The sequence below is a fragment of the Cupriavidus phytohabitans genome (assembly GCF_017815025.1).
In the GTDB taxonomy this organism is placed as follows: domain Bacteria; phylum Pseudomonadota; class Gammaproteobacteria; order Burkholderiales; family Burkholderiaceae; genus Cupriavidus.
In genome coordinates this window covers 63,948-83,470 of record NZ_JAGIQB010000020.1, presented here as the reverse complement: position 1 = coordinate 83,470, position 19,523 = coordinate 63,948, and the positions used below count along the sequence as shown (strand labels likewise).

The 19,523-nt window shown below is 69.1% G+C and carries 20 protein-coding genes; 13 read left to right on the top strand and 7 right to left on the bottom strand.

Annotated elements, in window-relative coordinates:
* Nucleotides 1-12: 12 nt before the first annotated feature.
* Nucleotides 13-747 carry a phosphonate metabolism transcriptional regulator PhnF gene (phnF, locus tag J8I34_RS15970; RefSeq protein ID WP_209806422.1) on the bottom strand — a complete coding sequence of 245 codons (735 nt, stop codon included), beginning with the start codon at nt 745-747 and terminating at the stop codon, nt 13-15.
* Between the two features lie 173 nt (nt 748-920).
* On the opposite strand from phnF, the gene phnG reads away from it, so the two are divergent.
* Genes phnG through J8I34_RS15935 form a run of 7 tightly spaced genes read left to right on the top strand, consistent with a single transcriptional unit; the run spans nt 921 to nt 6,874 of the window.
* Nucleotides 921-1,421, top strand: coding sequence for a phosphonate C-P lyase system protein PhnG (phnG, locus tag J8I34_RS15965; protein WP_209776010.1), 501 nt, complete (start codon nt 921-923; stop codon nt 1,419-1,421).
* A gap of 1 nt (nt 1,422) precedes the next feature.
* Nucleotides 1,423-2,049: a phosphonate C-P lyase system protein PhnH gene (gene phnH / locus J8I34_RS15960; protein ID WP_209776011.1), complete on the top strand. Its 627-nt coding sequence runs from the start codon at nt 1,423-1,425 to the stop codon at nt 2,047-2,049.
* Between the two features lies 1 nt (nt 2,050).
* Entirely contained in the window at nt 2,051-3,217 is a 1,167-nt protein-coding gene (locus J8I34_RS15955; RefSeq protein WP_209806421.1) for a carbon-phosphorus lyase complex subunit, read from the top strand.
* Complete coding sequence (locus tag J8I34_RS15950; protein ID WP_029048246.1) at nt 3,214-4,116, top strand: alpha-D-ribose 1-methylphosphonate 5-phosphate C-P-lyase PhnJ; 903 nt, start codon at nt 3,214-3,216, stop codon at nt 4,114-4,116. The genes J8I34_RS15955 and J8I34_RS15950 overlap by 4 nt, the downstream gene beginning before the upstream one ends.
* Entirely contained in the window at nt 4,113-4,889 is a 777-nt protein-coding gene (gene phnK / locus J8I34_RS15945) for a phosphonate C-P lyase system protein PhnK (protein WP_209806420.1), read from the top strand. The genes J8I34_RS15950 and phnK overlap by 4 nt, the downstream gene beginning before the upstream one ends.
* Nucleotides 4,890-4,894: 5 nt before the next feature.
* Nucleotides 4,895-5,641 carry a phosphonate C-P lyase system protein PhnL gene (gene phnL, locus J8I34_RS15940; RefSeq protein WP_209806419.1) on the top strand — a complete coding sequence of 249 codons (747 nt, stop codon included), beginning with the start codon at nt 4,895-4,897 and terminating at the stop codon, nt 5,639-5,641.
* A 24-nt stretch (nt 5,642-5,665) separates the two neighbouring features.
* Nucleotides 5,666-6,874, top strand: a complete 1,209-nt coding sequence (locus J8I34_RS15935) for an alpha-D-ribose 1-methylphosphonate 5-triphosphate diphosphatase (protein ID WP_209806418.1) — start codon at nt 5,666-5,668, stop codon at nt 6,872-6,874.
* A 127-nt stretch (nt 6,875-7,001) separates the two neighbouring features.
* On the opposite strand, the gene J8I34_RS15930 is transcribed toward J8I34_RS15935, so the two are convergent.
* A complete protein-coding gene (locus J8I34_RS15930) occupies nt 7,002-7,385 on the bottom strand; it encodes an META domain-containing protein (RefSeq protein WP_029048242.1) in 384 nt (127 codons plus the stop codon).
* 404 nt (nt 7,386-7,789) lie between these two features.
* Between J8I34_RS15930 and yihG the strand changes: the two genes are divergently transcribed.
* Complete coding sequence (gene yihG / locus J8I34_RS15925) at nt 7,790-8,692, top strand: 1-acylglycerol-3-phosphate O-acyltransferase, YihG family (RefSeq protein ID WP_245175958.1); 903 nt, start codon at nt 7,790-7,792, stop codon at nt 8,690-8,692.
* A gap of 40 nt (nt 8,693-8,732) precedes the next feature.
* On the opposite strand, the gene J8I34_RS15920 is transcribed toward yihG, so the two are convergent.
* The 3 genes from J8I34_RS15920 to J8I34_RS15910 are packed head-to-tail and all read right to left on the bottom strand — an operon-like array spanning nt 8,733 to nt 12,229.
* Nucleotides 8,733-10,580, bottom strand: coding sequence for an NAD(P)/FAD-dependent oxidoreductase (locus J8I34_RS15920; RefSeq protein ID WP_209806416.1), 1,848 nt, complete (start codon nt 10,578-10,580; stop codon nt 8,733-8,735).
* Nucleotides 10,581-10,622: 42 nt separating this feature from the next.
* On the bottom strand, nt 10,623-11,957 hold the full coding sequence (locus tag J8I34_RS15915; protein ID WP_245175952.1) for a cytochrome c: 1,335 nt from the start codon (nt 11,955-11,957) through the stop codon (nt 10,623-10,625).
* Nucleotides 11,958-12,007: 50 nt separating this feature from the next.
* Nucleotides 12,008-12,229, bottom strand: coding sequence for a DUF2970 domain-containing protein (locus tag J8I34_RS15910; RefSeq protein ID WP_209806415.1), 222 nt, complete (start codon nt 12,227-12,229; stop codon nt 12,008-12,010).
* Between the two features lie 153 nt (nt 12,230-12,382).
* On the opposite strand from J8I34_RS15910, the gene J8I34_RS15905 reads away from it, so the two are divergent.
* Complete coding sequence (locus J8I34_RS15905) at nt 12,383-13,798, top strand: aminotransferase-like domain-containing protein (RefSeq protein WP_209776018.1); 1,416 nt, start codon at nt 12,383-12,385, stop codon at nt 13,796-13,798.
* 6 nt (nt 13,799-13,804) lie between these two features.
* Here the strand turns inward: J8I34_RS15905 and J8I34_RS15900 are convergent, their stop codons facing one another.
* The gene (locus tag J8I34_RS15900; protein ID WP_209806414.1) at nt 13,805-15,313 is read right to left on the bottom strand and encodes a glycine betaine ABC transporter substrate-binding protein; all 1,509 of its coding nucleotides are present in this window, start codon (nt 15,311-15,313) and stop codon (nt 13,805-13,807) included.
* A 216-nt stretch (nt 15,314-15,529) separates the two neighbouring features.
* Between J8I34_RS15900 and J8I34_RS15895 the strand changes: the two genes are divergently transcribed.
* The 4 genes from J8I34_RS15895 to J8I34_RS15880 are packed head-to-tail and all read left to right on the top strand — an operon-like array spanning nt 15,530 to nt 19,166.
* Nucleotides 15,530-16,540, top strand: a complete 1,011-nt coding sequence (locus tag J8I34_RS15895; RefSeq protein ID WP_209806413.1) for a LysR family transcriptional regulator — start codon at nt 15,530-15,532, stop codon at nt 16,538-16,540.
* Nucleotides 16,533-17,999: an FAD-dependent oxidoreductase gene (locus J8I34_RS15890; RefSeq protein WP_209806412.1), complete on the top strand. Its 1,467-nt coding sequence runs from the start codon at nt 16,533-16,535 to the stop codon at nt 17,997-17,999. The genes J8I34_RS15895 and J8I34_RS15890 overlap by 8 nt, the downstream gene beginning before the upstream one ends.
* 40 nt (nt 18,000-18,039) lie before the next feature.
* Entirely contained in the window at nt 18,040-18,573 is a 534-nt protein-coding gene (locus J8I34_RS15885) for a CMD domain protein (RefSeq protein WP_029048233.1), read from the top strand.
* The gene (locus J8I34_RS15880) at nt 18,570-19,166 is read left to right on the top strand and encodes a peroxidase-related enzyme (protein ID WP_209776021.1); all 597 of its coding nucleotides are present in this window, start codon (nt 18,570-18,572) and stop codon (nt 19,164-19,166) included. Before J8I34_RS15885 ends, J8I34_RS15880 begins: the two co-directional genes overlap by 4 nt.
* Here the strand turns inward: J8I34_RS15880 and J8I34_RS15875 are convergent.
* Nucleotides 19,151-19,516, bottom strand: a complete 366-nt coding sequence (locus J8I34_RS15875) for a cupin domain-containing protein (RefSeq protein ID WP_209776022.1) — start codon at nt 19,514-19,516, stop codon at nt 19,151-19,153. The genes J8I34_RS15880 and J8I34_RS15875 overlap by 16 nt on opposite strands.
* Nucleotides 19,517-19,523 lie beyond the last annotated feature (7 nt).

Below are 19,523 nucleotides of genomic sequence, written 5' to 3'. Positions count from 1 at the left end.
CCTCGATGCGCCTCAGTCGCTGTCCGACACCGTCAGCTGCACCCAGTCCCCGGCAAAGCGCGTCACGCTGTACTGCACGGGAACGCCATCGATATCGACATTGAGCGCCTCCACCTGCAGCACCGGCCGCGTCTTGGGCTGATTCAGCAGCCGTGCCACCGGGGCGCTCGGCATCGCGGCGGTAATGCGCGACCACTTGCGCGTGTAGTCAGCGATGCCGAACTGCGCGAGCGCACGCGACACCGACTGCTGCGCGCGCAGCGCCTCCTCGATGCCAGGAAAGCGCTTCGGATCGAAATAATGCTCGGCAACGTCGATGATGCGCGCCTCTGCCCGCCCGAGCATCTGCACGTGCAGCACCGGCGCCGTGCGCGCCAGGCCCAGGTGGCGCGCGATCTCCGCCGCGCGCAGTTCCTGGCAGCCGATGATCTCGATATGTCCGCGCATGCCCTGCGCGGCCAGGTTCTGCGAAAAGCGCGTGCGCCGCCCGATCGCGTAGTCGATCGCATGCTCCTGCACGAAGGTGCCGCGGCCCTGCTCGATGCGCACCAGTCCGCTCAGCTCCAGTTCACCCATGGCGCGCCGGATGGTGTGCCGGTTCACGGCAAAGCGTGTCGCCAGCTCCGGCTCCGGCGGCAGCTGCTCGCCGGGCTGGTACAGCTTGTTGCGGATGTCATCCGCCAGCGCCTCGCCGATCTGGCGCCACACGGCCACGCCGGAACCCCGTTCTACTTCCCGATCAGACATCCTGCCCTCTTGTCATCAAGCGTTCATTGGTGCCATGCGATTGTGCCCGAGTTATGCCGGCATGGCAGGGAGCCCGACTAATGCCGGGCAGCGTCATGAAACGTTCATCTGCCTGTGGTCTAGTAGCGGCGTGTTCACGTTGTGACATCTAAACGTATAGACGTATAGGGGTGATGATGCAAAGCGAAACCGCCGGTCCGGCAATGACCGATGCGAACCCGGCCCGCGCTGCGTGGCTGCGGATATTGGCAATGGCGCCAACCGAGGCGCTCGATGCTGCCTATGCCCGGCTGGGCCAGGCAGCGGCCCTGCCCGCGTGGCGCCTGCTGCGCAAGCCTGAATCCGGCATGGCGATGGTGCGCGCGCGTGCCGGCGGCACCGGAGCGCAGTTCAACCTCGGCGAAATTACGGTCACGCGCTGCGCCATCGTGCTGGATGACGGCGCTGCCGGCGGCACGGTAGGCGTCGCCTATGTGCAGGGCCGCAGCACGCAACACGCGCAGCAGGCGGCGGTGCTGGACGCGCTGCTGCAGCGGCCGGCCTGGCACCAGCGCGTGCACGACGCCGTGCTGGCGCCATTGGCCGATGCCCATGCCGCTCGGGCGGCGCAGCAGGCAGCTACCGCCGCGCAAACGCGCGTGGAGTTCTTCACCATGGTCCGGGGAGAGGACTGACATGATTTCCACCAGGACATCCGCCACCCCGATGCCTTCCGCCGCCACTTCGCTGGTGCCGGGCTTCGACAACCCGGTCGACGACGCCCAGCAGGTTTTCCGCGCCACGCTGCATGCCTTTGCCCATCCCGGACAAGTCCAGTCACTGCCCGCGACCACCGGCCTGCCTGACGGCCTGTCGCCGGCGCTTGCCGCGCTGCTCCTGACGCTGGCTGATCCCGACACCCCGGTGTGGCTGCCGGCGGGCGTACCCGCCGCCGCGCGCGCTTTCCTGCGCTTCCATTGCGGCTGCCCGCTGACCGACGACCTGCGCGCCGCCACCTTTGTATGCGTGCCCGCCGGCCACGCCATGCCGGCGCTGGCCGACTGCGCGCAGGGCGAGCCCGCGTTCCCGGACCGTTCGGCCACGCTGCTGGTGGAAGTCGCGTCGCTCGGCGACGGCGACATCTTCACGCTGCGCGGCCCCGGTATCGAACACACGCAGACGCTGCGCGTGGCCGGCCTGGAGGCCGACTTCCGCGGCGCCTGGCGCGCCAACAACGACCGCTTTCCGCTGGGCGTCGACCTGCTGCTCGCCAGCGGCGACCGGTTCTGCGCGCTGACGCGCACCACGCAGATGGAGGCCTGATATGTATGTAGCCGTCAAAGGTGGCGAACGTGCCATCCTGAATTCCTACCAGATGCTCGACGCCTATCGCCGCGGCGACACCGCACTGCCCGAGCTGACGCTGGCGCAGATCCGCGAGCAGATGCCGCTGGCGGTGTCGCGCGTGATGGCCGAGGGCTCGCTGTACGACCCGCACCTGGCCGCGCTGGCGCTGAAGCAGGCCGCCGGCGACCAGATCGAGGCAGTGTTCCTGCTGCGCGCGTACCGGACCACGCTGGCGCGTTTTGGCTATACCGTGCCGGTCGATACCGGCGCGATGCGCCTGCAGCGCCGGATTTCGTCGACGTTCAAGGACGTCCCCGGCGGGCAGGTACTCGGGCCGACCTACGACTACACGCAGCGCCTGCTGGACTTTTCGCTCGAAGCCGGCCGCGATCCCGCACCGCTGCCGCCTTCGGCCGAGCCGCTGCCCGCCAGCATGCCGCGCGTGACCGGCCTGCTGGAGGCGGAACAACTGGTCGAAGCCGACGAGATCACTGCCGGCGACCCCGCCCCGCCCGACCTGACGCGCGAACCGCTGACCTTTCCGGCCAGCCGCGCCGCGCGCCTGCAGAACCTGGCGCGCGCCGATGAAGGCTTCCTGCTGTCGATGGGTTATTCGACGCAGCGCGGCTATGGCAACTCGCATCCGTTCGCGGCGGAAATCCGCTTTGGCAGCGCCGAGGTCGAGCTGTTCGTCGAGGAACTCGGCTTCGCCGTGTCGATCGGCGAAATCGAGCTGACCGAATGCCAGATGGTCAGCCAGTTCACCGGCAACGCCGACGAAGCGCCGCGCTTCACGCGTGGCTACGGCCTGGTGTTCGGCTACAACGAGCGCAAGGCGATGTCGATGGCGCTGACCGACCGCGCCATGCGCGCCGCCGAACTCGGCGAGGCCGGCGACGCCCCGGCCAACGATATCGAATTCATGCTGTACCACAGCGACAATGTCGAGGCCTCCGGCTTCGTGCAGCACCTGAAGCTGCCGCACTACGTCGACTTCCAGGCCAACCTGGAACTGCTGCGTCGCCTGCGGGGCGAACAGGAAGGCACGAATGCCGCCGCCGCGCCGGCCGATTCGCAATCCATGCAACCCATGCAACCCGCATCGCATCCACAGCCCCGGCCGCAAGAGGAGACGCTGGCATGACCGCCGCGAACGCATCCGCCGCCACGGGCATCGCCCGCGACGAGCACTACAACTTCGGTTACCTCGACGAATCGACCAAGCGCATGCTGCGCCGCGCCCTGCTCAAGGCCGTGGCGATCCCCGGCTACCAGGTCCCGTTCGGCAGCCGCGAAATGCCGCTGCCCTACGGCTGGGGCACGGGCGGCATCCAGGTCACCGCCGCCATCATTGGCAAGCCCGACATGCTCAAGGTGATCGACCAGGGTTCCGACGACACCACCAACGCCATCAATATCCGCCGCTTCTTCGGCCGCGTGACCGGCGTGCAGACCACCGAGCGCACCGCCGAGGCGACCATCATCCAGACCCGCCACCGCATTCCGGAAACGCCGCTGCGCGCGGGCCAGACCATGGTGTTCCAGGTGCCGATCCCCGAGCCGCTGCGCTGGCTGGAGCCGAGCGAGACCGAGACCCGCACCATGCATGCGCTGTCCGAGTACGGCGCGATGCACGTGAAGCTCTATGAAGACATCGCCCATCACGGGCATATCGCCACCACCTACGACTATCCCGTGATCGTCAACCAGCGCTATATGATGCGGCCGTCGCCGATTCCCAAGTTCGACAACCCCAAGCTCGACCGCAGCCCCGCGCTGATGCTGTTCGGCGCAGGGCGCGAGAAGCGCGTCTATGCCGTGCCGCCGTACACCTCGGTAAAGAGCCTGGATTTCGCCGACCATCCGTTCACGGTCGAGAAGTGGACGAGCTGCTGCGCGCAATGCGGCGCCACCGACAGCTACCTGGACGAGATCATCACCGACGATGCGGGCACGCGCATGTTCGTCTGCTCGGACACCGAGTACTGCGCCGACCGCCAGGCCGGGCAAGCGGTCAAGCACGCCGCGGGAGGTGCACGATGAGCACGACCCCGCTGCTGTCGGTGCGCAACCTGACGCGCACCTGGGACGGCCTGCATGGCTGCCATGACGTCAGCTTCGACCTCTATCCCGGCGAAGTGCTGTGCGTGGTCGGCGAATCCGGCTCGGGCAAGAGCACGCTGCTGCAGGCCTTGTCGATGCAGGCGCCGCCGCAGCGCGGCAGCGTCAGCTACGACATGCGCGAGTCCGGCCTGACCGACCTGGCCACGCTGTCGAGCGCACGCATGCGGCTGCTGGCACGCACCGACTGGGGCTTCGTGCGCCAGCATGCCCGCGACGGCCTGCGCATGCAGGTCAGCGCGGGCGCCAATATCGCCGAGCGCCTGATGGCGGTGGGCGAGCGCCACTACGGCAACCTGCGCGAAGTCGCCGGCAGCTGGCTGGAAAAAATGGAGATCGACCTGGCCCGCCTCGACGATGTCCCCGGCACGTTCTCCGGCGGCATGCAGCAGCGCCTGCAGATCGCGCGCAACCTGGTCACGCATCCACGGCTGGTGTTCATGGACGAGCCCACCGCGTCGCTCGATGTCTCGGTGCAGGCGCGCCTGCTCGATCTGCTGCGCCGGCTGGTCTCCGATCTCGGCCTGGCCGCCGTGCTGGTCACGCACGACCTCGCCGTCGCGCGCCTGCTGGCGCACCGCACGCTGGTGATGCAGGGCGGCCGCGTGGTCGAGCAAGGCCTGACCGACCAGATTTTCGACGACCCGCAGCACCCCTACACCCAGCTGCTGGTCTCTTCCATCCTGCAAGGCTGACAACAATGCAAGCAGACAATGCACAGAAGCTGAAGAAGCTGGTTGAGGTGCGCGGCCTCGGCAAGATGTTTACGCTGCACAACCAGGGCGGCATCCGCCTGCCGGTGCTGAACGCGATCGATTTCGACGCCGCGCGCGGCGAATGCCTGGTGCTGTCGGGCCCTTCCGGCACCGGCAAGAGCACGCTGCTGCGCTGCCTCTATGGCAATTACCTGGCCACCGAAGGCAGCATCCGCCTGCGCGACACCAGCGCCGACGGCGAGCCGTGGGTCGAACTGAACAGCGCCCCCGAACAGCGCGTGCTGAAGCTGCGCCGCGACGTGATCGGCTATGTCAGCCAGTTCCTGCGCGCGATCCCGCGCGTGTCGGCGCTGGACGTGGTGGCCGATCCGCTGCAGCAGCGCGGCACCAGCCATGAAGAAGCGCGCGCGCGCGCCGAGGTGCTGCTGGAACGGCTCAACCTGCCGCGCCGGCTGTGGGAACTGCCACCGGCAACGTTCTCCGGCGGCGAGCAGCAGCGCGTCAACATCGCCCGCGGCCTGATCGGCGGGCACCCGATCCTGCTGCTCGACGAGCCGACCGCCTCGCTCGATGCCGACAACCGCGCGGTCGTGGTCGAGCTGATCCGCGAAGCACTGGCCGACGGCCGCGCGCTGATCGGCATCTTCCACGACGAGGCGGTACGCGATGCCGTGGCCACGCGCCTGCTGCCGCTGCAGCCCGCCACTGCCCTCGCCCCCAACTGCCAGTAACTGTCCAGAACAACGGAGCCGGACATGACCGCAACCTACCTGACGCACGCCACCCTGGTACTGCCCGACCGTGTGCTGCACGACAGCGCGCTGCTGATCGAGGACGGCCATATCGCCGCCATCGAACCGTCTGCCGCGCCTGCAAACGCCGACGTGATCGGCCTGCGCGGCCACACCGTGATGCCCGGGCTGATCGACGTGCATTGCGATGCCATCGAGAAAGAGGTGGAACCGCGTGCCAACGTGCTGTTCCCGCTGGATTTCGCCGTGGCACAGGTCGACCGCCGCAACGCCGCGGCCGGCATCACCACGCCGTACCATGCGCTCTCCTTTGCCGGCAACCACTTCGGCGTGCGCAACGTCGACACCGCCGCCACGCTGGTGCGCGCCGTGGCCGCGTTCCGCAGCCATAGCCTGGTCGACAACCGCATCCACTGCCGCTATGAAGTGACCGATGCCAGCGCCGTGCCGGTGCTGGAAAAGCTGATGGCCGAGGATGTGGTCGACCTGCTGTCGGTGATGGACCACTCGCCGGGCCAGGGCCAGTTCAAGACGCTGGACGCCTACCTCGCCTACATGATCGGCAACCACGGCATGACCCGCGAGGAAGCCGCCGACGCCGCCGACAAGAAAGCTGCCGCGCTGGACGGCGCGCATGAACGCGTCAACCGGCTGGTGGCACAGGCGCACCGCCTCGGCATCCCCACGGCCAGCCATGACGACGATTCGCCGCAGCGCATCGCCGCCATGCAGGCGCTGGGCGTGCGCATGAGCGAGTTCCCGATCAACCTGGAGACCGCGCAAGCCGCGTGCGCACAGGCACTGCCGACCATCCTGGGCGCACCCAACGTGCTGCGCGGCAAGAGCCAGAGCGGCTCGATGCGCGCCATCGACGCCATCCACGCCGGCGTCGGCACCATCCTGTGCTCGGACTACCAGCCGTCAACGCTGATTGCAGCGGCCTATGCCGCCGCCCGGCAGGCCGAACTGCCGCTGAATGAAGCGCTCGCGCTGGTGACGGCAAACCCCGCGGAAGCCTGCCTGCTGCGCGACCGGGGCCGGCTGGCGCCGGGCCTGCGCGCCGACGTGATCGCCGTAGCCAGCGTGGCCGGCCAGCCAATGGTCACCCATACGTGGTCGGCGGGGCGGATGGTGTTTGCGGCGGGGTACCGCGGCGGCCCGCCCGAGCCGACGGCCATGTCCCGGCGGCAAGCAATGCACGCGCTGGCCTGAATCGGGTTCATTACGCGCCACCACGCATCAGGCTCTTGGGCGCAGATGTCATAGAAGGGATTGCCAACGGCTACTGGCGCCGCGGACGCTGATATTTCGCCTCTGCCGCAGGAAATGCAGGACGCCCTTAAGGCAACCCATCCGCCGGCAACACGCTTAACCCCGACGCGCTGGTCGACATGGTCCTGCGCTGGCTCCTGAGTACGCCGTTCTCGTCGAACTCAAGCAGCACCATCGACGACTTGATGGACCCGCCGGCAAACAACGGCCCGATGAAGGGGATAAAACTCTCGGGATGCGGCCGGGAGCTAGCAAAGGAATAGACCAGGATGGTCGAGCCGTTGCTGAGCGTCGTCTGCGAGGTCGGCTTGCCCAGCTGCGCGGTCACGTCGTCGAGCGTGGAGAAGTCGAGCAGGAAGTTCTCCAGGTGCTCCTGCCGGACGTCGACGCCCGTCGAAACGCAGGCAGCCAGCATCGTGCTGGCCGCGATCAGGGCGTAAACGCGCTTCATGCCGTCACCGCCATACCGTTGTGCGTGGCGGGGAGCGTATGCAGGGCCGTGGTGCCAGCGTAGCCCCGCATTGCGTCCGGCATGCCCATTATCAAAGCATAGACGCTCCCGCCGGCGTTGGTTTGCGTCTTCAGCAAGGCGCAGCCTGATCCGGTTTGCCCCGGCGATGCAGGTGCCTCCGGGGCCATTCCGGATCCGCTTCCTGTCGTACACTAGGCACTGCCGCCGCACTGAACCGTGCGATTCCATGTTCGTAGTGCCCGCCTTGACTCTGCTCAAGCCCTTATCTGCCGAGCGCTAGCAAACTGTCGTCCATGACTTTTCCTACCTCGCCATCCGGCACGCCCCGTGCCGGCAACGCTGGCCAATCCAGCGCCTCGCCCAGGTCCCATCGCCCCCTGCCCTTGCCGCGCGGGCGTCTTTCTTGGATCACCGGCATCGTCAGCTGGATCGTGCTGATTGCCAGCACCCTGTTCTGGTGCTTGTTGCTGTTCCCGCTGGCGCTGCTGAAGCTGGTGCTGCCGTTCGCCGCGGTCCGCCGGCGCATCGATCCGGTGCTCAACGGCATTGCCACGGGGTGGATCTCCTGGAATGCCGGCTGGTTCGCGCGCATCCAGCAGGCGCCGTGGGATGTCCAGGGCAACACCGGGCTGCGCTACGCGGACTGGTACCTGGTCAACTGCAACCACCAGTCTTGGGCCGATATCTTTGTGCTGCAGCGCGCGCTGAACCGCCGCATCCCTTTGCTGAAGTTCTTCCTGAAGCAGCAGCTGATCTATGTGCCGGTGATCGGGCTGGCGTGGTGGGCGCTGGACTTTCCGTTCATGAAGCGCCATGGCAAGACAGAACTGCGCCGCAATCCGGCGCTGCGGCGCCAGGACCAGGAAACGGCGCGGCGCGCGTGCGAGAAATTCTCGCTGGTGCCCACCAGCGTGATGGTGTTTGCCGAGGGCACGCGCTTCAGCGAGGCCAAGCGCGCCGCGCAGGCGTCGCCGTATCGTCACCTGCTCAAGCCCAAGGCGGGTGGACTGGCGGTGGCGCTGAATGCGATGGGAACGCGCTTTCGCTCGATGATCGACGTGACCATCGCCTATCCCGACGGCATACCGAGCTTCTGGGACCTGGCATGCGGCCGCGCCGGCATGGTGGTGGTGCGCATGCACCAGCTGGAGGTGCCACCGGCGTTCTGCGAGGCCGACTACACCACCGACAAGGCGTTCCGCACGGAATTCCACCACTGGCTGGCGCATCAGTGGCAGTCCAAGGACGACGAGATCGAGGCCCTGACGACCCGGCGCGACGACTGACCGCGCGCGCATCAGCCGGCCGCCGCCCTCCGCCGCCCTCTTACTCCGGCAGCCGCTCCACCGCCCGCTTGCCCTGGCTGACCGCCGCCGTCACCGACGGGCTGCCGGCATTGTCGCTGTTGGCAATGCTGATGTTGCCAACCCCGGCCAGATTCGGCCAGGCCGCGTCGGCCGCCACGTTCTCGCCGGCCACGCTGTCCGGCATATAGCTGTAGCCGTGCGCCCAGCGGTTCACCGTGATGCCGCGGATCACTTTGCTGGCGCTGAAGCCGGCCTGCCCCAGCATCCGGTCCAGCTGCGCGCGGATGTCGCGCTCCAGCGCCTCGAAGGGCGTCCCGAGCAGGAAGGCCCGGCCGGCTCGGAAGCGGTCGCGCGCGCGCATGCCGCTGTCGGGCACGGTAGGCACATAAAGCATGTGCAGCACCGCCGGGTCGGACGGGCGAGATCCCGCGGGCGGCTCCAGCCACAGGTCGGTGTACGTCATGGCTGGCGCGTGAATGCGCCGCGCGCGCAGCGCGGCGAAGGCCTGCCAGTTATCGAGCGCCACCTTGGTGTAGACCAGCGGAGCCTTGGCCTCGTCGCGCAGGACCGCCTTCTGTGCCACCGGCAGCGACGGCAGCAGGTACGGGATCATCATGTTGTAGCCGGCCAGCACCACGTGGCGCGCTTCGACACGGTGCAGGTTGCCGCGCCAGCCGTAGGTCACGCGAGTGATGTTGCCATCGGGCTCGACCGCGATCGCGGTGCTGTTCAGCCGCAGCCGCACCGGCGCGCCGTCGCGGTCCAGCCGGCTGTAGTCGAACGCGGCGGCGGCCACGTCGGCGGGGGTGGCAATCGACGCCACGCCGGGAACCAGGCTGTGCACCAGCAGCCGCGCCAGCGAGGCATTCCCGTCCGGGAACCACAGGCGCGAGGCCGGAGACTTGCCCAGCCGGGGGTTCGGCGCCGGCGCGGGCATGTTGGCGCCGACGGGCAGCCCGATCGCGGTCGCATCGGCCACCGATATGCCGTCGGCATCGAGCGCATAGGCATCGTTGCTGCGGCTGCGCAGGAAACGCAGCGCCGGCAGGCCGAGGCCGGCCTTGTCGCGCAGGAAGGCGGCGTAGCGCATGGTGCGCAGTGCAGCGGCGCGTGCGGCGCCGTCGAGCCCGGGCAGGTAGTCGGTGGTGCCGGCCGCCAGTCGGGCCAGCGCGGCGCGGTCCGCCGCGGGTAGCGGCGCCTGCTCGAGAAAGCGCTGCAGGCCCGCGGCGTCGGGACCCTGCGCGCGCAGGCCATTGCGCGCATCGGCCAGCTCGCCGAACGGATCGCCGCCGATCCACTGGTCGCGGCCGAAATGCTCGGCATCGAAAAACACGGCACGGCCCATGCCCTGCGCGGCATAAGGGTCGGACGGCGGCGCGGCCGGCGCACGCGCGGGATCGAGGCCGATGCCGGCCAGCAGCTCGCGCATGGCGGTGTCGCTGGCCGCGCCGGGCGGCATCTCGGCGCTGCCCCCATAGGTGACCAGCCGCTGGCCGCGGACGGTGAATTCGTTGCGCTTGGCGTGGCCGCCGAAGTCGTCGTGGTTGTCGAGGATCAGGATGCGCCGGGCGGCGCCGAAACGGCGCCGGTAGAACCACGCCGCCGACAGTCCGCTCAGCCCGCCGCCGACCACGACCAGGTCAAAGGCCTCGCGCGCCAGCACCACGGGATACTTGGCACCCTCGCGCGCCAGGCCGTGGGCCAGCGTATAAGTGCCGGCATGGTTGCCGCGCAGCCCGGTCAGGGCCGGCGGATAGCCGGTGCTTGCCGCCCCGACCTGCTGCGCGTGCAGCCATTGCGCCGGTGTCAGCCCGGCGGCAATGGTCAGCGCCGTGCCGTTGAGGAAGTCTCTGCGCGTGATCGTCATCGGATGCTCATCAAAATGCGGTGCGTGCCGGGGCGCTTCGTCTCAGGGCTGTGTCGCCAGGGCCTTGCGCCGCGCGGCCACGTCGGCTTCGGTCACCGGGCCGGCACGGTTGCCCCAGCCGCGCCGGATGAAAGTCAGCACGCTGGCCAGTTCCTGGTCGTCCAGCGTCCAGCCGTAGCCGGGCATGTGGTAGTCGGTGGCGGCGGTGCCGACGCGCGCGGTCACGGCGCCATCGAGCAGCAGGTTGACCAGCGACGCCGGATCGGGATCGGCCACGGTCGGGTTGCCTGCCAGCGGCGGGAACACGCGTGCAAAGCCCTTGCCATCTGCGCCATGGCACGGCATGCAGAACACCGCATACTGGCGTGCGCCCGGCAGGTCGAAGCGGCCCTGGTGCAGTTGCTGCGCGGTGGCCGGATCGGGGCGGAACGGCTTGTCCTCGCCGCGCGCGCCGGGCAGCGACTTGAGGTAGGCCGCCACGGCATCGAGGTCGCCCTGACTCATGTATTGCGTGGCGGTGGAAATGACAGTGGACATTGGTCCGAACGAGGTCGCGTGCCCGTTGCGCCCGGTGCGCAGGAACTCGGCAATGTCCGTGCGCGACCATGCGCCGAGGCCGGTGACCTGGTCGCCGGTCAGGTTGGTCGCCGACCAGCCTTCCACGCTGGCGCCGGACAGGAAGTGGCGGCTGCGCTCGTCCAGGCCTTTCTCGGCAAACAACCGGCCGCGCGGTGTGTGGCAGGCACCGCAGTGGGCCACCGCCTGCACCAGGTAGGCGCCCCGGTTCCAAGCGTCGCCGCGCGCGGGCTCGATGCGAACCGGGTCATCATCGAGAAACAGCAGGTTCCACACCGATAGCAGCGAGCGCATGCCGTACGGAAAGCGCAACTGCGGCGCCGGGTTGCGCTGCGCCACCGGCACGACCTCCGCGCGCAGGTAGGCATACAGCGCGGCCACATCGTCGGCACGCATGCGGGCGTAGGAGGGGTACGGCATGGCCGGATAGAGGCGCCTGCCGTCGCGCGCCACGCCCTGGCGCAGCGCGCGGTCAAACTCGGCCAGCGTATAGGCGCCGATTCCGTTGGCGGCGTCGGGAGTGATATTGGTCGAGTGGAGGGTGCCGACGGCGGTGCGGATCAGCAACCCGCCGGCAAACGGCTTGCCGCCTTCGGCGGTATGGCATGCGGCGCAGTTGCCGATGCGCGCGAGATAGCGGCCGCGTTCGACCTGCTGCGCCTCGGGGGTGCCCGCGGCCAGCGCCGGACGGAGCGGGCCGGCAACCAGCAGCGCCAGGGAAAGCCACAGCCAGGGCAGCCAGGGCAGCCGTCGCACCGGCAGCAAAGCGGCGGCGCGACGCCGCCCGGTCGGGCAAGACATGGGGTCGATCAGCTTGTTGTTGTGATGGGAATGTAACGCGACGCCGCTGCTCAGGCTATCGTCATGGCCGGCACGGCGCTCGCCGCCGACGCGCTCGACACGGCCCAGTTGGCGGCCAGCACCAGGCAGGCCACCAGCCCGGCGGCCACGGCCACGCCGGTCAGGATCAGCGGCACGGGGCGCAGGTTCTCCAGGTCGCGCTGGTGTTCCTGGCCCTTGCGCAGGCCAAGGAAGCCCCACAGCACGGTCCGCAGCAGCCTCAACGGGTTCATGGTCTCTCCTTGCACGAAAAGCCTTTGGCGACGACAAGCGATTATGGCGGCCACCCGCCAGCCATAACAGCATCAGATACCCGGAAAATTTACGTATCAGTTGCCGGGCCGGGGCGATAATGGCGCGACGCACCCCGCCCCCGCCAGCGCCCCATGAAACGGTACGAAGCCCTCGCCGAAACCCTGGCCGCCGATATCCGCAACGGCAGCCTGCCGCCCGGCACCCGCCTGCCATCGATCCGCAAGACCGTGGCGCAATACGGCGTCAGCCCTTCCACCGCGTTTCAGGCCTACTACCGGCTGGAAGAGCGCGGCCTCGTGCGCGCGCGCGAGCGTTCGGGCTACTACGTCGCCGGGGCGGCGCGGCGCGACCTGCCGCAGCCGCAGGCCCGGCCGTCGCGGCAGGCCTCGACCCAGGTCGACATTTCCAAGCTGGTGTTCGCGGTGCTGGAGGGCGCGCGCGACCGCAAGCTGGTGCAGTTCGGCTCGGCGTTCCCGTCGCCCGAACTGTTCCCGTGGGAGCGGCTGGGCAAGTCGCTGGCGCGGGCCGGACGTGCGCTCGATCCGTGGCATTCGGTCAACGACCTGCCGCCCGGCAACGCGGCGCTGCGGCGGCAGATTGCACTGCGCTACCTCGGCGCGGGCGCGCCGCAGCCGGCCGAGGACCTGGTCGTCACCAACGGCGCGCTGGAGGCGCTGAACCTGTGCCTGATGGCCGTGACCCAGCCGGGCGATGTGGTTGCGATCGAATCGCCGGGCTTCTACGCCGCGCTGCAGGCGCTGGAACGGCTGCGCCTCAAGGCACTGGAGATCCCGGTCGATCCGGCCGAGGGCATCGACCTGGGCGCGCTCGACAACGCGCTGTCGCGCCACCCGGTCAAGGCCTGCTGGTTCATGACGCAGTTCCAGAATCCGCTCGGCGCCAGCATGTCGGAGGACAAGAAGAAGGCGCTGGTGGCGCTGCTCGCACGCCATCAGGTGCCGCTGATCGAGGACGATGTCTATGGCGAGCTTTATTTCGGCAACCGCTGCCCGCTGCCGGCCAAGGCCTTCGATACGCAGGGGCTGGTAATGCACTGCAGTTCGTTCTCGAAGACGCTGTCGCCGGGCTTCCGCATCGGCTGGGTGGCGCCGGGCCGCTTCGGCGAGGCGATCCAGCGGCTCAAGCTGATGACCACGCTCTCGGCCGGCGTGCCCACCCAGGTGGCGCTGGCCGAGTACCTGCAGCACGGCGGCTATGACAAGCACCTGCGCCGCCTGCGCCATGTGCTGGAAATGCAGCAGGGCCAGATGCTCGACGCCATCGGACGGCATTTCCCCGAGGGCGTGCGCGTATCGCGGCCGGATGGCGGATATTTCCTGTGGGTCGAGTTCGCGCCCGGATTCGATGCGCTGGCGCTGCACCATGCCGCGCTGGAGGCCGGCATCGGACTGGCGCCGGGGCCGATCTTCTCGGCGCGGCAGGGCTACCGCAACTGCATCCGGCTCAACTATGGGCATTTGTGGAACGACGAAGCGGAGGCGGCAATCGCCTCGCTTGGGCAGCTGATCGCGCAACAGTCCGCCTGAACGCTGTCAGCGCGTGTCGCGGTGGCGGCGCAGCGCCCATTCGAGCGTCTCGAACGCGGCCTGCACGGCGAGCGCCAGCAGCGCGGCCGGAATCGCGCCGGCAAGCAGCAGCGTGGTGTCGTTGAGCGCCAGCCCGGTGGCGATACGCTCGCCAAAGCCGCCGGCGCCGACGAAGGCCGCGATCGTGGCCGTACCCACGCTGATGATGGCGGCGGTCTTGACGCCGGCCAGCAGCACCGGCAGCGCCAGCGGCAGTTCCACGTAGCGCAGGACCTGGCCGCCACGCAGCCCGAGCGCGCGGGCCGCGTCGCGCATGCCCGGCGGCACCTGCTCCAGCCCGGTGGCGGTGTTGCGCACGATTGGCAGCAGCGCATACAGGAACAGCGCGACCAGCGCGGGCCACACGCCGATGCGGCCCAGCAACGGGATCAGCATCGCCAGCAAGGCCAGCGACGGCACGGTCTGCAGCACGCTGACGGCGCCCAGCACCACTTGCCCGGTGCGCCGGCGGCGCGCGGCCAGGATGCCCAGCGGCACGCCGGCCAGCGTGGCAGCGCCGACCGCGCCGGCCACCAGGCCGACGTGGCGCCGCGCCAGCCGGTTGGTGTCGGGACCAAGCAGCGCGCTGAGCAGGCGGCGATCGCTGCTGCCCGCCGCCGCGGCTGCGGACGCCGGCGCCGCGCCCGGTTCCGTGCCGGGGTTCGAGCCACGCGCCAGAAACTCTCGCGCGACGACATCGAACGGCTTGCGGTCGATCTCCGCCGCGGCGTTCATCGCCACCATGTCAGCCGCGCTGATGCGGCCCGACAAGCGCTGCAGCGCCTGCCACGCCTGCGGGAAGCGCTGCGGCACGTCCAGCCGGTACACCACCACCGCGTCATAGCGCGGGAAATAGCGCCGGTCATCCTCCAGCACGCGCAGCCGGTACTTGAGGATCTTGGCGTCGGTCGAATAAATGTCGATCGCATCCACCTGCCCCGCTGCCAGCGCCTCATAGGCAACGCCGTGGTCCAGCCCGACCGGCTGCTGCGGCAGGCGATAGCGGCTGGCAAGACCGGGCCAGCCGTCCGCCCGGCCGAGGAATTCGTGCGACAGGCCCAGCCGCAGCCGCGGCTGCGCGGCCAGGTCGCTGAGCCGACGCAGGTTGGGCGGGCGGGTGTCGGAGACGGCCAGTGCGTAAGTGTTTTCGAAGCCGAGCGGCATCGCGGCACCCAATCCCAGCGGGGCCAGCGCCCGCTGGATGGCGTCCAGTCCGGCGCCTGGCGGCAGCTTCAGGATCTCCGCGGCGAGCGTGCCGGTGTAGTCGGGATAGAGGTCGATGCTGCCGGCCTTGAGCGCCTCGAACACGATCGCGGTATTGCCCAGCCCTTGCTGGTGCTGCGCGGTGCCGCGCGGGCCGGCGGCCTGCGTCAGCAGTTCGCCAAGGATGTAGGACTCGGTAAAGCGCTTGGAGCCGACGCGCAATGTGTCGGCGGCCTGCGCGGGCTCCGCCCCGACAAGTGCTGCAGCAAGCATCCATAGGACCACACGCCACAGCGTGGGTTTTTCATGGATCTGCCGATTGCCACTGAGGCCACTGAGCCAGGCCAACACATCCGTCCTTTTGGTAGGGCCGGTGTGCGCCCGGCATCTCTACATCATAGCGGTGGCATAGCCTTATCCCGAAATAGTATTTGCCATTTGCATGATGAACCCGTCAGAATCCAGATTACACATACATCGCCAACGCCAATGGAAATCCGGCAACTGGAAGCTTTCGCCGCCGTCGTGACCACCGGCAGCGTTACCGCCGCGGGCCGCCTGCTCGGCCGCTCGCAGCCGGCCATCACGCGCCTGATCCAGGAGCTGGAGGCCGAACTCGGCTTTGCGCTGTTCACCCGCAGCGGCCCGCGCGTCAGTCCGACGGAACAGGGCTTCCTGCTCTACGACGAGGTCGAGCAGACGCTGGCTGGCATGCAGCAGATCCGCAACCGGGCTGCGGCGCTGGCGCGCGGCGACGGCCGGCCACTGCGCATCGCGGCCACCCCGGCACTGGCCGCCGGCCTGCTGCCGCCCGCGCTGGCGCTGGCCTTCGAACGCGGCCTGTGCGCGCCGGAACGGGTGGCCGTGCAAGGCGTATCGCCGGAACAGGTCGTGCATGCCGTGCTGACCGGCGCCGCAGACATCGGGCTGAACAGCCTGCCGCTGGAACACCGCGGCGTGAACGTGCACTGGATCGGCCAGTCGGCATGCGTGGCGGCGGTGCGCGGCGACGATCCGCTCGCGGCGCGAGCGTCGATCTCGCTGCGGGATTGCCGCGCGCGCCGCATCGTCACCATGCAGAACCCCTACCGGCTACGCCGCCGTGTGGACCGGGCGCTGGCCAGTGCGGGCGTGCCCGCGGCCGGGGTGATCGACACCAACACCTCGATCAACGCGCTGACTTTGGTCCGCGCCGGCCTTGGCATTGCGCTGCTGGAGCCCGTGACCGCGCGCGGGCTGCCGCTGGCCGACATCGCGGTGCGCCCGATCGACGCGGATATCCCGTTCTACTTCGGCGTCATCACGCCGCAGGCGCGCCCGGCCAGCACCGCGGTGCTGGCGCTGGTGCAGGCGGTGGCCGATGCCGCCGCGGCGCTGCTGCCCGACCTGCTGATGCGCGACCCGGCCGAGCACGGCGCACTGCTGCAATCGCTGTACGGCGACACCGGCGCCGGCACCGACATGTTTTCACCGGACACCGATCTTCCCAGCCATGACTGACCGCACCACTCCCACCCCCGCCGGCCTGCCCGGACTCGAGGCACGCCTGCGCCAGGACTTGTCCTGGCTGGACCTGCCCGCCAGGCCGTGGACCATGCCGCGTACCCACGGCGGCCATGACGTGCTCGATGTCGCCGTGATCGGCGCCGGCATGGCCGGCCTGGCGGCCAGCGCCACGCTGGCGCACCTTGGCATCCGCGTGCGCGCCTTTGACCGCGCGCCGGCTGGTTTCGAAGGCCCATGGGCCACCACGGCGCGCATGGAAACCCTGCGTTCGCCCAAGCAGCTGACCGGCCCCGCGCTGGGCCTGCCGGCGCTGACCTTCCGCGCCTGGTTCGAGGCGCAGTTCGGCGAGGCCGCCTGGCAGGCGCTGGACAAGATTCCGCGCCTGCAATGGATGGACTACCTGCGCTGGTATCGACAGGTACTGGACCTCGATATCCGCAACGAGCACCGTGTCGAACAGATCGTGCCGCGCGCCGATGGCCTGGTGTCACTGTCGATGCAGTCCTCCGAAGGCCCGCTGACTGTCCTCGCGCGCCGTGTGGTACTGGCGACGGGGCGTGACGGCCTCGGCGGCGCCTACGTGCCGCCGCTGGCGGGGGCGCTGCCGCGCCACCTGTGGGCGCACTCGTCCGACGAGATGGATTACGCCACGCTGCGCGGCAAGCGCGTGGGCGTGGTCGGCGCCGGCGCGTCGGCGATGGACAGCGCCGCCACCGCGCTCGAAGCCGGCGCGGCCAGCGTCGAGCTGCTGGTGCGGCGCCAGGACATCCCGCGCGTCAACAAGAGCAAGGACGCCGGCAACCCGGGGCTGACCCACGGCCACTATGGCCTCCCGGATGCCTGGAAATGGCGGCTGCGAAATTACATCAACACCGAGCAGGTGCCGCCGCCGCGCGGCAGCACGCTACGGGTGTCGCGCCACGCCAATGCGCATTTCAATCTGGGCGCGGCGCTGGAATCGGTCGAAGTGTGTGGCGATGTGCTGCACATCGGGACGCCGCGCGGCACGTACGAACTCGATTTCCTGATCTTCTCGACGGGCTTCCGCATCGACCTGGAAACCCGGGCGGAATTTGCCGCCTTTGCCCCGCATATCCGCTACTGGCGCGACCGTTATGTGCCGCCGGCAGGCCAGGAAGACCGCGAGCTGTCCGACTCGCCAGACTTGGGCGAAGCGTTTGAATTCCAGGAAAAGACCCAGGGCGCGTGCCCGGGCCTGTCGCGCATCCACTGCTTCTGCTACCCGGCGGCGCTGTCCCACGGCACCATTTCCGGCGATATCCCGGCGATCAGCGACGGCGCGCGCCGGCTCGGCCAGGGCATCGCCGCGCTGCTGTACCAGGAAGACGTCGAACTGCACTACGCCGCGCTGCAGGCCTTTGCCGAGCCGGAAGTCTTCGGCGACGAATGGACCCCGGCGCTGCCGCCGGCACATCGCACCGCGCATGCCTGACCGTAAACCTTTGAACCGATACCCGAACCAAGAGAGTCCGATGACACAGACCTCCGCCCCCGCGGTCGACCTGATCGACCAGCTCACCGGCCTGGCGCCCGGCAGCGCCACGCATGCGCTGCGCCACCAGCGCAACAAGGTCGTGGCCGCCACCCAGGGCAGCCATGACGCCCTGTTCGACCCGGCCTTGCCCGGCCTGTCGCTCGAAGAACGCTTGCTGGTCGCGCTGTACGCGGCGCGCCTGACGCCGTCCGCGGCGCTGGCGGCGCACTACCGCGCGCGGCTGGAACAACTGGGCGCCGCTGCAGCGCACGTGCGCGCCGCAGCCGAAGGCGAGCCTCAGGACATCACCGAGCCGCGCCTGCGCGCAATGCTGGTATTCACCCGCACACTGATCGAAAAGCCTGTCGAAGGCGACAAGGCCGCGTTGCAGGCGCTGCCCGCAGCGGGACTGAGCACACCCGCCGTGGTCACGCTGGCGCAGCTGATTGCCTTCCTGTCGTACCAGGTTCGGCTGGTAGCCGGCCTGGACGCCTTGAAAGCATTGAACGACACCGCAGGAGCCCAGGCATGAGCGAGATCATCCAATCCCACGGCTTTACCAACGAAGTGCTGGACTGGAAGGCCTGGCTCGATATCGTCGAACTGGACCAGGCCACGCCCGAGCAAATCGCCGTGCTCGAGGAAAGCCATCCCAAGGCCAAGGTGCAGGACTATTACCGCTTCCTGGTGCACCAGCCCGAGATCCTGCGCCAGCGCTCCACCGCCTTCAACGCCATCATGTACGCGCCCGGCGGCATGCCGCGCGCCGAGCGCGAGCTGGCGACCACGGTAGTGTCGCGCATCAATGGCTGCGTGTACTGCGCCTCGGTGCATGCGCAGCGCTTCGAGCAGCTGGCCAAGCGCAACGACGTGATCAGGGAAGTGTTCGAGGACCCGCGCACCGCCGGCACTACCGAGCGGGAAAAGGCGATTGCGCAGTTTTCGATCGCGCTGACGGAGCGGCCGGCGGAGGTGACCGCGGCACAGCTCAAGCCGCTGCGCGATGCGGGGGTGACGGATGCGGAGATCCTCGACCTGATCCACTCGGTCGCGATCTTCGCGTGGGCGAACCGGTTGATGTTGAATCTTGGGGAGCCGGTGTTTCCGGATCAGGCTAAGGGCTGAGGCGCTGGCGCCTTGTCGCCGGCATCGTAATGCACCGCCAGCCACACCGTAGGCTGCGCCGCATCGGTCCACGCCACGCGATGCCGGCAATGCGCGGGCAGATGCAGCCATTCCCCCGGCTGCATCACCCGCAATGCCGACTCGCCTTCCACTTCCAGCGCAGCACTGCCGCTGACCAGCAGCACCCACTCGGCTTCCGCGCTGTCATACCAGAACCCTGCCGGGCTGGCCTGCCCGTTGGAGACAATCCGCTCGATCTTCAGGCCAGGCCGCGCCAGCAGCGGCTGGAACACTTCTTCCGCCTGGTTCACCGGCACATCGGCCAGCAGGCTTCCATGCTCGAGCGCCATCACCGTC

What these genes read in the sequence shown, in the direction of transcription:
- J8I34_RS15905 (WP_209776018.1), top strand. Translation starts at nt 12,383, where the DNA reads ATGAAACGGTACGAAGCCCTCGCCGAAACCCTGGCCGCCGATATCCGC.
- J8I34_RS15910 (WP_209806415.1), bottom strand. Translation starts at nt 12,229, where the DNA reads ATGAACCCGTTGAGGCTGCTGCGGACCGTGCTGTGGGGCTTCCTTGGC.
- phnH (WP_209776011.1), top strand. Translation starts at nt 1,423, where the DNA reads ATGATTTCCACCAGGACATCCGCCACCCCGATGCCTTCCGCCGCCACT.
- J8I34_RS15875 (WP_209776022.1), bottom strand. Translation starts at nt 19,516, where the DNA reads ATGGCGCTCGAGCATGGAAGCCTGCTGGCCGATGTGCCGGTGAACCAG.
- phnG (WP_209776010.1), top strand. Translation starts at nt 921, where the DNA reads ATGATGCAAAGCGAAACCGCCGGTCCGGCAATGACCGATGCGAACCCG.
- J8I34_RS15935 (WP_209806418.1), top strand. Translation starts at nt 5,666, where the DNA reads ATGACCGCAACCTACCTGACGCACGCCACCCTGGTACTGCCCGACCGT.
- phnL (WP_209806419.1), top strand. Translation starts at nt 4,895, where the DNA reads ATGCAAGCAGACAATGCACAGAAGCTGAAGAAGCTGGTTGAGGTGCGC.
- J8I34_RS15880 (WP_209776021.1), top strand. Translation starts at nt 18,570, where the DNA reads ATGAGCGAGATCATCCAATCCCACGGCTTTACCAACGAAGTGCTGGAC.
- J8I34_RS15885 (WP_029048233.1), top strand. Translation starts at nt 18,040, where the DNA reads ATGACACAGACCTCCGCCCCCGCGGTCGACCTGATCGACCAGCTCACC.
- J8I34_RS15900 (WP_209806414.1), bottom strand. Translation starts at nt 15,313, where the DNA reads ATGCTTGCTGCAGCACTTGTCGGGGCGGAGCCCGCGCAGGCCGCCGAC.
- phnF (WP_209806422.1), bottom strand. Translation starts at nt 747, where the DNA reads ATGTCTGATCGGGAAGTAGAACGGGGTTCCGGCGTGGCCGTGTGGCGC.
- phnK (WP_209806420.1), top strand. Translation starts at nt 4,113, where the DNA reads ATGAGCACGACCCCGCTGCTGTCGGTGCGCAACCTGACGCGCACCTGG.
- J8I34_RS15955 (WP_209806421.1), top strand. Translation starts at nt 2,051, where the DNA reads ATGTATGTAGCCGTCAAAGGTGGCGAACGTGCCATCCTGAATTCCTAC.
- J8I34_RS15890 (WP_209806412.1), top strand. Translation starts at nt 16,533, where the DNA reads ATGACTGACCGCACCACTCCCACCCCCGCCGGCCTGCCCGGACTCGAG.
- J8I34_RS15930 (WP_029048242.1), bottom strand. Translation starts at nt 7,385, where the DNA reads ATGAAGCGCGTTTACGCCCTGATCGCGGCCAGCACGATGCTGGCTGCC.
- J8I34_RS15915 (WP_245175952.1), bottom strand. Translation starts at nt 11,957, where the DNA reads ATGTCTTGCCCGACCGGGCGGCGTCGCGCCGCCGCTTTGCTGCCGGTG.
- J8I34_RS15920 (WP_209806416.1), bottom strand. Translation starts at nt 10,580, where the DNA reads ATGACGATCACGCGCAGAGACTTCCTCAACGGCACGGCGCTGACCATT.
- J8I34_RS15895 (WP_209806413.1), top strand. Translation starts at nt 15,530, where the DNA reads ATGGAAATCCGGCAACTGGAAGCTTTCGCCGCCGTCGTGACCACCGGC.
- J8I34_RS15950 (WP_029048246.1), top strand. Translation starts at nt 3,214, where the DNA reads ATGACCGCCGCGAACGCATCCGCCGCCACGGGCATCGCCCGCGACGAG.